Below are 12,126 nucleotides of genomic sequence, written 5' to 3' on the forward strand. Positions count from 1 at the left end.
CGCCGGTGGGGTCAGAGTCAGGGGTACGAGACCACGGTCGAGGGCACCGTGGACGTGCCGGACGTGGCGGCGCCGATGTCGTTGATGACGTGCTCGTACTGGCCCTGGCCACCCAGGGACACGACGAGCAGGTCGTGGAACTTCACCCCCGACGTGTTGGGCGCCGCGAAGCCGTGGTCCTGGCGGATGGTGTTGTCCGACGTGTAGTTGCAGTAGCTCCCCAGGCCCCAACCCTCGTGCGTGGTCACGGAGTCGGCGACCTTGTACGCGGCGAAGCCCTTGACGTTGCCGTCCTGGACGGCGGCCTGGTTCGGGGCGTCGTACGCCTTCTCGTTCTGGAAGAAGATCGTGCGGCCGCGCTGGCCGGCCCAGTACACGTCGTACTTGTTGAAGTGCTCGACGAACAGGCCGGTGGCCAGCACGTCGTCGCCGTTGACGCGCACGCCGTAGTCGGCGCGGTTGGTCTCCCAGCCGACGCCGTCACCGTGGTCGGCGCGCCAGACCCACGTGTGGTCGATGATCGTGTGCCGGCTGTTGACCACGATGCTGGTGGTGGCCTTGCCGGGACCCGCGCCGCCGATCCGTACGAAGACGTCCTGGACGGTGATGGGGTTGGCGGAGTGGTCGGTGGACGCTCCGGAAGGCCCGACTTCCAGCAGAGTCTGCGAGTTGACCGCGCCCGCGTCGATCAGGAATCCGGCCAGGCGCACACCGTCGACGTCGGCGGCCTTCACCGCGGTGACACCGTTGTCCGGGATGAGGGTGGCGTACCCGAGTCCGAGCACGACGGCGTTCGCGCGGTTCACCTCTATGGCCGCGTCGAGGTGGTAGATGCCTGGTGTGAGAAGGAGGTTGAGGCCCTGGTCGAGCGCCGCGTTGAGGGTGGCGGCGGTGACGCCCGGCTTCGCCACGTAGAACTGGGTGAGTGCGAGAGAGGTGCCGCGGGGCGTGCCGCTGCCCCAGGTGGTGCCGCGCGCGTCGGTGCGCTTCTCGGGCAGGAAGACCTTGTAGTCGGCGCCGTCGAGGTACAGGAAGGGCTTCTCGCGGGAGACCGGGGTCGTGTTGAGCGTGGTGTAGGGCGGGTCCGGGAAGCTCTGCGCGGGGGCGCCCTCGACGCCGGAGAACACCATGTTCCAGACGGCGTTGGTCCAGCCGCCGACGGAACTGTCGCGGGTGTACCACTGCTGCTGCGAGTACGGCCCGACGGTGCCGTCGATGCGGCTGTCGGCGATGTAGCCGCCGCTGGCCCAGCCGTAGCCGTCGGGGGCGAGATTGAGGCCGCCCCTCACGTGCATGCGGCGGAACGGCGCGGCCTGTGCGACGGCCCAGCGATTGGTGCCGTTGATGGGGGTGAGGGCGAGGTTCTCGGCGGAGCGCCAGAAATTCTGGGTGGCGTTGCCGTTGAACCAGCCGGCGTCGACCGTCACATCGCCGTTGATCGAGGTGTCGTCGGGGGACAGGCCGAGTCCGGCGATCGAGGTGTAGAAGCCGAGCTGGGCGTTGAGGCCGTTGTACGTACCGGGCTTGAACAGGAACGCGTAGCGGCCGGAGCCGAACTGTGCGGACTCCTGCTGTTTGAAGATCTCGTCCAGCTTGGCCTGGATGCCGGGCGTGGAAGGGTCGAACACGATCACGTTGGGGCCCAGGTCGCCGCCGCCGGGCAGGGGGTCGGCGGCAGGCTTCGCGGAGGCGGGCGACCCGACTGCGAGGAGGCCGGGAATGGTGGCCGCGGTCGCCGCCATGACGCCGAGAACGGTCCGGCGCGAGGGGGAGACGGAACCGGCGGCGGGCGAAGTGGACGTCGTTGAGGGGTCCGTGGGGGGCGTGAGCATAGGGGCGACTCTCCTGGTTCAGAAATTGAACGAATGAGGGGGGTGGGAGCGCTCTCTTGCGGTCGAATGCTTCATCTGTGTGAACGTTGCGTCAAGACTTAAATCCAGAATCGTTGAAATTAGTGGCGGGCCTGCGTCAGTTGGGGCTGGAGCCGCGACGCCTCGGCGCCCTTGGTGGCCCAACACCCCCTGAAAGAAGAGACGTTGACGGTCTCTTGACAGTCTCGCGCCACTGCCGCAACACTCCGACTCGGAGAGCGCTCTCCCAGCGCCCCGCTCCATGAGGGCGCTCCGCTCTGCGGGTGGCCGTGTGACGCAGCACCTGCGCCGGCCGCCCACCCCCCACCCATCCATGCCGATGTGGCAGGAGGTCTCCATGGCACGGAGATCGAAGATCGTTTCAGGGTTACTGATGACCGGCGCGCTGATGGTGACGTCGCTGGGTGTGGGCGGCATGGCGATGAACGCCAACGCCGCCCAGGAGACGCCGAGTTCAGCGTCATCGTCCACGGCGCACGCGGGCCATGTGATGGCGGCGTCCACCGTCGCCTCGGCGGAGGACCCGGACGGCGACGGATACATCCCCGCCGATCCACCGGTGACGGGCGTGGAACCCTCCACGAAGGAGCCGCCGCACCGCTACTTCCACGAGTTCCAGGCCCACTGCACGGTGACCCACACCCGGCCGGACGACCCCATCGTCTATCCGGGGCAGCCCGGCAAGTCCCACGACCACACCTTCATGGGCAACACGACGACCGACGCCAACAGCACCACGGCCTCCCTCGACGCGGGGTCCACCACGTGTCTGGCCCCCGGCGACAAGTCCGGGTACTGGATGCCCACGATGTTCGACGGGGACAAGTCCGTGCTCCCGGTCGGCGAGCAGACCATCTACTACAAGGCCGGAGTCACCGACTACACGAGCGTCCGACCCTTCCCGAAGGGACTGCGGTTCGTGGTCGGCGGCCCCATGCAGACCGCCCAGGAGTTCCGCGACCACCGCGGCTTCGTCGAGGGATGGGAGTGCGGCACCAGCTACTTCAACGTGGACTTCCCCAAGGACTGCCCCACCACCGCGGACACCCAGCTCAACATCCGCTTCCAGGCGCCGAGTTGCTGGGACGGCAAGTATCTCGACACACCGGACCACAAGAGCCACATGGCCTACCCGGTCGTCGTCCCCGGCACCAACAACAACGCCTGCCCGGCCGACCACCCCGTCGCCCTGCCGATGATCGAGTTCAAGATGGCCTTCCCGGTCAACGGTGACCTCTCGCAGCTCAGACTCGCCAGCGGCCCGAGCTACTCCTTCCACTACGACTTCTTCAACGTGTGGGACGCCCCGACGCTGAAGGCGCTGGTGGACCACTGCGTCGTCGGCGGACTCCAGTGCGATCCCCGCGGCTACGACCAGAGCCACCCCGAGGCCGGGGCCGCCCTCGACGAGAACTACGAACTGCCCTGACCCAGGCGCTCCCCGGGCCGGGCCGACCGCTGCCGGCCGCCCCGGCCCGGGGAACCGTACACACGCGTCGCACCCCCTTCACCCCCACATCCAGGGAGAGAACGACCATGCAGAGATCCCGTACATCCCGCCGTCGTCTTACCGCTCCCCTCACCGCGGGGCTGCTCGCCGCCGGTGCGCTGTCGCTCCCGGCCCAGCAGGCGCAGGCCGCCGGCAGCGTCGTGAAGGTCACCGGCTCGCAGGGCGACTGGCAGCTGACCGTCGACGGCTCTCCGTACCAGATCAAGGGGCTGACCTGGGGGCCGTCCGTGGCCGACGCCGACACATACATGCCGGATCTGCGGTCCATGGGCGTCAACACCATCCGCACCTGGGGGACGGACGCCTCCAGCAAGCCACTGTTCGACTCGGCGGCGGCGCACGGCATCAAGGTGATCGCGGGCTTCTGGCTCCAGCCCGGCGGTGGCCCGGGCAGCGGCGGCTGCGTCAACTACCTCACGGACACCGACTACAAGAACAAGATGCTCGACGAGTTCCCCAAGTGGGTCGACACCTACAAGGACAACCCGGGCGTCCTCATGTGGAACGTCGGCAACGAGTCCGTGCTCGGCCTGCAGAACTGCTACAGCGGCGACGAACTGGAGAAGCAGCGCGACGCCTACACCACCCTCGTCAACGACATCACCAAGAAGATCCACGCGGTCGACCCCGACCACCCCGTCACCTCGACCGACGCCTGGGTCGGCGCCTGGCCCTACTACAAGAAGAACGCCCCCGACCTCGATCTCTACGCGGTCAACTCCTACAACGCCGTGTGCGACGTCAAGTCGGCTTGGGAGCAAGGCGGTTACACCAAGCCGTACATCGTGACCGAGACCGGCCCCGCGGGTGAGTGGGAGGTCCCCGACGATGCCAACGGCGTCCCCGCCGAGCCGGCCGACCAGGCCAAGGCCGACGGCTACACCAAGGCGTGGGGCTGCGTCACCGGCCACAAGGGCGTCGCCCTGGGCGCCACCATGTTCCACTACGGCACGGAGTACGACTTCGGAGGCATCTGGTTCAACCTGCTGCCCGCAGGCCAGAAGAGGCTCTCCTACTACGCCGTGAAGAAGGCCTACGGCGCCGACACGTCGCACGACAACACCCCGCCCGTCATCTCCGGGATGAACGTCGAGGGCGACGCCGCCAAGGTGCCCGCGGGCGGGAATCTGACGCTGGCGACCGGGGCCACGGACCCCGACGGCGACCAGATCTCGTACGAGGTTCTGACCAACAGCAACTACATCGACGCGAGCAAGCAGCTCACGCCGGTGCCGTTCACCGACCTGGGCGGCGGCAGGTTCAAGGTCACCGCGCCGGACAGGCCGGGGGTCTGGAAGATCTATGTGAAGGCGACCGACGGCAAGGGCAACGTGGGCGTCGAGACCCGCTCGGTCCGCGTCGTGCCGCCGCCCGTCAACGGCACCGACATCGCCCTCGGCAAGCCCGCCACCGCGTCTTCGTACCAGCCCGGGAGCGGCGACTGCCCCTGCACCGCGGCGAACGCGTTCGACGGCAAGAACGACACGCGCTGGGCGAGCGACTGGAGCGACCCGCAGTGGCTCCAGGTCGACCTCGGCTCCCGCCAGTCCTTCAGGCACGTGCAGCTCAACTGGGAGACCTCGTACGCGAAGGCGTACACCATCCAGACCTCCGACGACGGCCAGAGCTGGCGGACCGTCCACGAGGAGACGGCGGGCAACGGCGGGATCGACGACTTCGACGTCGACGGAACCGGCCGCTACGTCCGTGTCAACGGCACGGCGCGTGGCACCGGATACGGGTACTCGCTCTACGAGTTCGGCGTCTACAACTGAGCCGGCCGCACGGGACCCATGGGAGGGAGAGCGCTCTATCCCGTCCCCCGGCGGGAAGTTAGGGTGCCGACATGAACAGACAGGCGCCGACTCTTGAGGACGTCGCACGTGAGGCGGGCGTCTCGCGCGCGACGGTCTCCCGCGTCATCAACGGCGTACGCAACGTCGACCCGGGCATCCAGGACCAGGTGCGGCAGGCGATCGACCAGACGGGATACGCGCCCAACCGGGCCGCTCGCTCCCTCGTGACCCGGCGGGCCGAGACGATCGCGCTGGTGGTCTCCGGCGCGGGGGACGAGGCCGACAGCGAGCAGAACGCCTTCGCGGCAAGGGTGTTCGCGGATCCGTTCTTCGGACGTATCGTCAGCGGAGTCGTCGGCTTCCTACGGCCGCGCTCGATGCACCCGGTCCTGATGTTCGCCGAGTCGGACACCGCCAGGAAGCAGGTCACCGCCTATCTGCGGCAGGGCAGCGCGGACGGTGCGCTCGTGGTGTCCACCCACGCCGAGGACCCGTTGCCGGAGCTCCTCGCTGCCGAGCGGCTGCCCGCTGTGTTCTTCGCCCGCCCGGCCCTCACGGCCCCGGTCAGCTATGTCGATCTCGCCCATCGGGACGGCGGCCGGCTCGCTGCCGAACACCTGCTGGGGCGGGGGCGCCGCCGGGTGGCGACCGTGTCGGGGCCGCTGGACGTACCGGCGGGCCAGGAGCGGCTGGCGGGGTTTCGCGACGGGATGGAGCGCGGCGGCGTCCCCTGTGTGCCGGTCGCCGAAGGCGGCTTCACTCTCGACAGCGGGGCGGTCGCGATGGAGCGGCTTCTCGGTCAACACCCGGATGTCGATGGGGTGTTCGCGGCGAACGACCTGATGGCCCAAGGCGTCTGCCAGGTCCTGCGGGAACAGGGGAGGCGTGTGCCCGAGGACGTCGCCGTCGTCGGGTTCGACGACTCGAGCGTGGCCGTCACCTGCAAGCCGCAACTGACCACTGTTCGCCAGCCGGTGGAGGAAATGGCGAGTGCGATGGCCCGCCTCCTCCAGGAGCACATCGAGGGCACACGGACCGAACCCACGTCACTGATCTTCGAGCCCGAACTGGTGCTCAGGCAGTCGGCGTAGACCTATCGGGGGAGAGGGGAAGCGCCCTCTCCCCCCGTACCACCGGTCAGTCGCGTGCCGGGGTGAGGAACACCGAGCGCAGCTTGAGGTAGTCGGTGGCCGGCCGGCCGTGCGGACGCAGCGTCCAGGAGTCCCCTTCGCAGTCGGGCCCGGTGAAGACCAGGGCCCACTCGTCCGTGTCGTTGTGCGGGGCGAACGCGGGCTCGGAGGAGCTGGGGTCCGCGACCTCGGGGAGGGTGACGCACTGGCGGCTCGGCAGGTCGTGGAGGGTGACCGACTGCGTCTGGCCGTCGAGCCCGACGATCTTGTAGGAGAAGTCGCCGGTGGCGGCCTGGGCGGAGGCCGGAAGGGCCAGCGCGAGGGCGAAGGCGGCGAGGGAAGCGGCAACGGTGGAGCGACGGCGCATGGACAGCCTCATCATTCGGTGCTCGGGGACGGTCCATGGCAGCTTCACCCATGGGCCCGCCCGTCACGCCGTCGACAGAAGCCGAAAGGATTCACTGTCGCCCGTTCGGCGGAACGTGCGCTTCCGGGCGTGCGGTTCAGCACGCTTACGGCGTACGGCCGTTGACGGCGAGACGGTCGGCGACGTCGGTGGGGAGCGGCGCGAACCCCAGCAGACCGCTCACGATCCGGCCGGTCTGCCGGTGCCAGGAACCGGCCCGCCGCAGCATCGCGTGATCGCCGCCCGGCATCAGCAGCGTGCAGGCCTCCGCGCCCGCGGCCGAGGCCCGGTCGGCGTAGTCGACGGAGGCCGCGGGGTCCGTCGTGCGGTCCCGGTCGCCATGGAGCAGCACCACGCGCCTGCCGCGGAGCTGCGTCACCGGCTCACCCTCGGGACACCACGGAGCGAGTCCCACCACGTCTTGGACGAGCCGATGCCCGGCAGCGCGCAACGCGGCACGTCCGCCCATGGAATGACCGACCAGCACGGTCGGCACGTCCCCGGCGCGTACGGCCAGTTCGTCCAGCGCCCGCAGCGCGTCCCGGAGCGGGTCCTCGCGGTCACCGTTCCAGCCCCGGCAGCGGTAGCGGACGCTCCCCACCAAGAGCCCCTGGCCCTCGCATGCGCGCTCGACGGCACGGGCGAACGGGCGCATGCGCGCACCCGCGAGACTCAACCTCGACACCGCTTCCGTGCCCTCCGAGCGGCCACCGTGCAAGAGGAGCACCGCGGCCTGCGGCGGTTCGACGGCGCGAGGCGCCACGAGTGCCGATCGCGGATCGTCGTCCCATACGAGCACGTCGTCTCCTCTTTCTCGTGCTCCGGCCACGCGGCTCGGCGCTGCGAGGCCATCATGACGAATCCGTAGCCGCGGCCGAACGGATGGGTGCCAGGGGGCGCTTGTCAGCGGCGGGCGAGCCGGTGTTCCCCGTTCGCCCCGGGCTTGTACGGCAGGCCGTAGAGCCGGAACAGGGGTCCTCGTCCTCGGCGGGCAGCACATCGTCCGCGCCGATCGACGGGGACCACCCCTTCACCAGCGCCTTCGCGTAGTCGACCTCGACGTAGGCCGGCCCGACGACCGCGCCGTCCAGCGGAACGTTTAGACGAGCCTGTGCCGCGTGGGAGGCCGAGCAGGACCGTGGCCATGGCCGGTTCGTCCGTCCTCGTGCTGACGTTGACGTCCTCGAGCGCGCCGACCTTGCGGCCGACCTGGTCGACGACTTCGTAGGAGCGCCACTCACGGACATCCGCGGCCCGAATCATGGTGGAGCCCCTCTGCGTCAGGCGAACATGCCTGTTCTGAGCTTGGTGAGGGTGCGGGTCAGGAGCCGGGAGACGTGCATCTGGGACACGCCGATCTCGACGCCGATCTCCGACTGGGTCATCTCCTGGCCGAACCGCATCTCGAGGATGCGGCGTTCTCGGCCGTCGAGCTGTTCCAGGAGCGGCGCCAGCGTGTGGAGGTCCTCCACCGTCTCGATGGCAGGATCGGGCTCGCCGAGTACGTCGGCGAACGTCCTCGAGGCGTCGGTCTGGCGCTCGCCGGGATCGCTCGGCATGTCGATGGACCCCGCGGTGTAACCGTTCGAGGCGACCATGCCCTCGATGACCTCGTCCTCGCTGAGCTCCAGGTGCTCGGCGAGCTCCTTGGGCGACGGCTCGTGGTCCAGGACCGTGGACAGCTCGTCCTTGCCCTTGGCCAGGTCGACGCGCAACTCCTGGAGGCGGCGCGGCACATGGACGGCCCAGCTGGTGTCACGGAAGAAGCGCTTGATCTCGCCGACGATGTAGGGGACGGCGAAGGAGGTGAACTGGACCTCGCGCGACAGGTCGAACCGGTCGATCGCCTTGATCAGGCCGATGGTCCCGACCTGCACGATGTCCTCCATCTCGCCACTGCCACGGTGGCGGAAGCGGGACGCCGCGAACTGGACCAGGGACAGGTTCATCTCGATGAGCGTGTTCCGGGCGTACTGGTAGTCCGCCGTCCCCTCTTCGAGTACCTGGAGCTGTTCGAAGAACACCATGGAGAGTTCACGCGCGTCCTTGGGCGCGACCTTGCCGGCGTCTTCGACCCACGGAAGCTCACCCGTGCCGATGGTCGCGTCGGCGATGTGCGCCGTCGTGGCCTGCGCCCGCGCCTCTTCATGAGTGTGCACCGAAGTTGCCGTCATGTCCCTGCCTTTCGTGTCGGCCCCGTCCAGAGCATGTGCCCCCGTCCGCTCCGGTCATGCCTCCCGCCGCGGGAAGCGGCAGGGACCTGCCGGGACTTGGCCTATCCCTGCCCCAGACAGGCGTGGGTCATCTGCTCGGTGAAGTAGTCGCCGTCCTTGGGTCGCCCAGGGGCCCTTCGATTCGGCTGGTGCGCGGGTTCCAGGTGGGGAATGTGCTTGGAGCAGTGGACGTAGGCCTCCTGGACGGTGATGTATATCCACATCTCGGCCTGCCGCCCCGGGGCCGAATCCCTCGGCAGTGTGGGGCAGATGGCCCGTAGCTCACGATCGCCCATCAGTTGGGCCGATCCGTTCACATGCAGCCCTATGTGGTCATGGGTGAAGTCGATGAAGAGCAGGCCCATATGGGGGTTTTCGGTGATGTTGCCCGCGCTGGCCATGACCCCGTTGCCCCGGTACTCCGGGTAGGCCAGGTGGAGGTCGTCCAGAACGGCGACGAACCCTGGTGGACCCGCCCGGAAGCTGGCATCGCAGTGGCCACGTGCGTCCGCCGTGGACAGGAACACCATGGTCTGCCGGGCGATGAACTCATTCATGGCCGGTGTCAGACGCGGCCGGACCTGACGGTCGTAGAAGTCATCGGCGCGCTCACTCGTACCCATGTGGGCTTGCAAGGCGCGTTCACCCTGGGAAGGCGCGGGGTGGGGGGTGCTGGGGCGGAGGTGCATGGAGTGATCACGTCGCAATCGCCGGGGGTGGGCAACGAGCGAGCGTGGCGCCCACTCGAACTGTGGGGCCACGCTAGGCCATTGACGATTCCCGGACGCGACGGTTCCGCCAGGAACAGGCGACGGCCGGGCTATGCGGCGATCACGGCGGCGCCGACCCGGCCTCCATCGACGTCCACGACCGTGCCGTGGACGAACGCCGACTCGTCCGAGGCCAGCCAGACCGCGGCGTGCGCGATGGCATCGGGCGTTCCGACCGCGCCGAACGGTGTGCCCTTCATCATGATTTCGCCCGGATGCGGCTCGCCGCCCTCGGTCGCTCGGGGGACGATCACGCCGGGCGAGATCGCGTTCACCCGCACCCCCTGCGGACCGAACTCCGCCGCCCACGCGCGCGTGAGCGTCTCCACGGCTCCCTTTGTGGAGCTGTACAGCGACCCCACAGGAATACCCAGGCGCGCGATCCACGAGCCGAGATTGATGATGGCTCCGCCACCGTCGCGCGCCATGTCGGGGGCGACCGTCGCGGTCAGGAAGAACGGCGCCTTCACGTTCACCGCGTAGACCTGGTCGAAGGTCTTCTCGTCCGTCGTGGTGGTGGTCCCGGGCGGGTAGATGCCCGCGTTGTTGACCAGGATGTCGAGGCGCCCGCCCAGCACCGCACGGGCCTGTTCGGCGAGGCGGCGGGAGGCATCCGCGCTGCCGTCGAGGTCGGCCTCGACGAAGTCGGCCCGTCCGCCGGCTGCACGAATGTCCTCGACCACGTGCCGGCCGCGCTCCCGATTGCGCCCCGATACGACGACGTGGGCCCCCTCGGCGGCGAACGCCTCGGCGATCGCCTTTCCGATGTTGCTGGTTGACCCAGTGACGAGTGCGGTCTTGTCCTGCAGTCGTCCACTCATGGCCGGCTCTCCTCAGTCTCGGTACTCCCGCTCACCGAGCCGGTCGGGAACACCGCCGCGACCCGGCCCGGCGGTCCGTTGATCCGGACCGCAAGACCGACTGTGCGCCGATGAAATTGGACCTGCAAGTCCAGTTTTCGCAGGGGCCCGGCCTACGCCTTGACCTCCGCGGGGGCGGCAGCCGGTTCCGTGCCCGCATCGACGGGCGTGGCGCGTACGGCCGGGATGACCGCCGCGATCAGCGCGGCCACGAGGGCGACGCCTCCACCGACCATCAGCGCCGTACGGAAACCGGCCTCGGAGCTGAAGCTGTAGCCGCCCATGGTGGTCGTCATCTGGGAAAGGATCACGCCGATCACCGCGGCGCCGACCGAGGTGCCTAGGGAGCGCATGAGCGTGTTGAAACCGTTGGCGGCAGCCGTCTCCGCGAGCGGCACCGAGCTCATGATGAGCGCGGGCATGGAACCGTAGGCGAGACCGACGCCGCTGTTGATGACCATGCACACCACCATGAGCCCCAGGCCGGACCCCATCAGTGCGAGCGACAGACCGTATCCGGCAGCGATCACCAGGACACCGCAGATGAGCGTGAACTTCGGGCCGCGGGCATCGGTGAGCTTCCCGCCGAGCGGGGAGACGATCATCATCATGATGCCGCCGGGCGCCATCCACAGGCCCGCCGCGAGCATCGACTGCCCCAGGCCGTAGCCGGTGGCCTCGGGGAACTGCAGCAGCTGCGGGATCACGAGCATGCTCGCGTACATACCGAAGCCGACGAAGACCGAGGCGACGTTCGTGAACAGCACGCGAGGCCGGGCGGTGGTGCGCAGGTCGATCAGCGGGTCCCGGGTGCGCGTCTCCCACCAGCCCCAGCCCAGCAGTACGAGGACGGCCGTGGCGAAGAGTACGAGCGTCGTCGCCGAGCCCCAGCCCCACTCCGCGCCCTTGGACACCGCGAGGAGGAGGCAGACCAGGCCGACGCCGAGGCCGAGCGCGCCGAGTGCGTCGAAGCGCTGACCCTTGGCGCTCGCCGGGACGTCGGGGATGAGGAACCAGATCAGCGCGGCGATCAGTACGGCAAGCACGGCCGAACCCCAGAACAGGACACGCCAGTTGGCGTACTGGGCCACCGCGGCGGCGATGGGCAGGCCGAGGCCGCCGCCGATGCCCATGGACGCGCTGACCAGGGCGATCGAGGAGCTGAGCTTCTCCTTCGCCACCACGTCCCGCAGGAGGGCGATACCCAGCGGCACCATCCCCATCCCCATGCCCTGCAGGCCGCGGCCGACGATCATCGGCACCACGGACGACGACAGCGCACAGACCACAGACCCCGCCATGAGCGGGACCGAGCATGCGAGCAGCATGCGGCGCTTGCCGACCAGGTCGCCGAGACGGCCGGTGACCGGCACGCATACGGCTCCCACCAGCAGCGTCACGGTGATGACCCAGGCGGCGTTCGACGAGGTGGTGTGAAGGATCTTGGGCAGCTCCGCGATGAGCGGCGTGACCAGGGTCTGCATGATCGCGGCGGTGGTGCCGGCGAAAGCCAGAGTGGCGACCACGCCGCCGGCGCGGGCCGTCGGCTGGGGGGCGTCCATCAGGGGAC

General features: G+C 69.1%; 10 protein-coding genes and 1 pseudogene. 3 read left to right on the forward strand and 8 right to left on the reverse strand.

Annotated elements, in window-relative coordinates:
- Nucleotides 1-17 precede the first annotated feature (17 nt).
- Nucleotides 18-1,742: a coagulation factor 5/8 type domain-containing protein gene (locus tag OG574_RS42890; RefSeq protein WP_326778792.1), complete on the reverse strand. Its 1,725-nt coding sequence runs from the start codon at nucleotides 1,740-1,742 to the stop codon at nucleotides 18-20.
- A gap of 466 nt (nucleotides 1,743-2,208) precedes the next feature.
- On the opposite strand from OG574_RS42890, the gene OG574_RS42895 reads away from it, so the two are divergent.
- From OG574_RS42895 to OG574_RS42905, 3 genes are all read left to right on the forward strand, one after another.
- On the forward strand, nucleotides 2,209-3,300 hold the full coding sequence (locus OG574_RS42895) for a DUF1996 domain-containing protein (protein WP_326777639.1): 1,092 nt from the start codon (nucleotides 2,209-2,211) through the stop codon (nucleotides 3,298-3,300).
- A 107-nt stretch (nucleotides 3,301-3,407) separates the two neighbouring features.
- Nucleotides 3,408-5,156, forward strand: coding sequence for a discoidin domain-containing protein (locus tag OG574_RS42900; RefSeq protein WP_326777640.1), 1,749 nt, complete (start codon nucleotides 3,408-3,410; stop codon nucleotides 5,154-5,156).
- 71 nt (nucleotides 5,157-5,227) lie between these two features.
- Nucleotides 5,228-6,268, forward strand: coding sequence for a LacI family DNA-binding transcriptional regulator (locus OG574_RS42905; RefSeq protein ID WP_326777641.1), 1,041 nt, complete (start codon nucleotides 5,228-5,230; stop codon nucleotides 6,266-6,268).
- 46 nt (nucleotides 6,269-6,314) lie between these two features.
- On the opposite strand, the gene OG574_RS42910 is transcribed toward OG574_RS42905, so the two are convergent.
- From OG574_RS42910 to OG574_RS42940, 7 genes and pseudogenes are all read right to left on the reverse strand, one after another.
- Complete coding sequence (locus OG574_RS42910) at nucleotides 6,315-6,674, reverse strand: hypothetical protein (RefSeq protein WP_326777642.1); 360 nt, start codon at nucleotides 6,672-6,674, stop codon at nucleotides 6,315-6,317.
- Nucleotides 6,675-6,819: 145 nt separating this feature from the next.
- Nucleotides 6,820-7,512: an alpha/beta hydrolase gene (locus OG574_RS42915; protein WP_100594470.1), complete on the reverse strand. Its 693-nt coding sequence runs from the start codon at nucleotides 7,510-7,512 to the stop codon at nucleotides 6,820-6,822.
- A gap of 104 nt (nucleotides 7,513-7,616) precedes the next feature.
- Nucleotides 7,617-7,976 (reverse strand): annotated as a pseudogene (locus OG574_RS42920) (PRC-barrel domain-containing protein).
- Between the two features lie 17 nt (nucleotides 7,977-7,993).
- Entirely contained in the window at nucleotides 7,994-8,887 is an 894-nt protein-coding gene (locus tag OG574_RS42925; protein WP_326777643.1) for an RNA polymerase sigma factor SigF, read from the reverse strand.
- Between the two features lie 101 nt (nucleotides 8,888-8,988).
- On the reverse strand, nucleotides 8,989-9,549 hold the full coding sequence (locus OG574_RS42930) for a pyridoxamine 5'-phosphate oxidase family protein (RefSeq protein ID WP_326777644.1): 561 nt from the start codon (nucleotides 9,547-9,549) through the stop codon (nucleotides 8,989-8,991).
- Nucleotides 9,550-9,746: 197 nt separating this feature from the next.
- Nucleotides 9,747-10,517 (reverse strand): SDR family NAD(P)-dependent oxidoreductase, encoded by a 771-nt coding sequence (locus tag OG574_RS42935; protein WP_326777645.1) that lies wholly within the window; start codon nucleotides 10,515-10,517, stop codon nucleotides 9,747-9,749.
- Nucleotides 10,518-10,669: 152 nt separating this feature from the next.
- The gene (locus OG574_RS42940; protein ID WP_326777646.1) at nucleotides 10,670-12,118 is read right to left on the reverse strand and encodes an MFS transporter; all 1,449 of its coding nucleotides are present in this window, start codon (nucleotides 12,116-12,118) and stop codon (nucleotides 10,670-10,672) included.
- Nucleotides 12,119-12,126 lie beyond the last annotated feature (8 nt).

Origin of the sequence: Streptomyces sp. NBC_01445, assembly GCF_035918235.1 — a bacterium.
GTDB lineage: Bacteria > Actinomycetota > Actinomycetes > Streptomycetales > Streptomycetaceae > Streptomyces.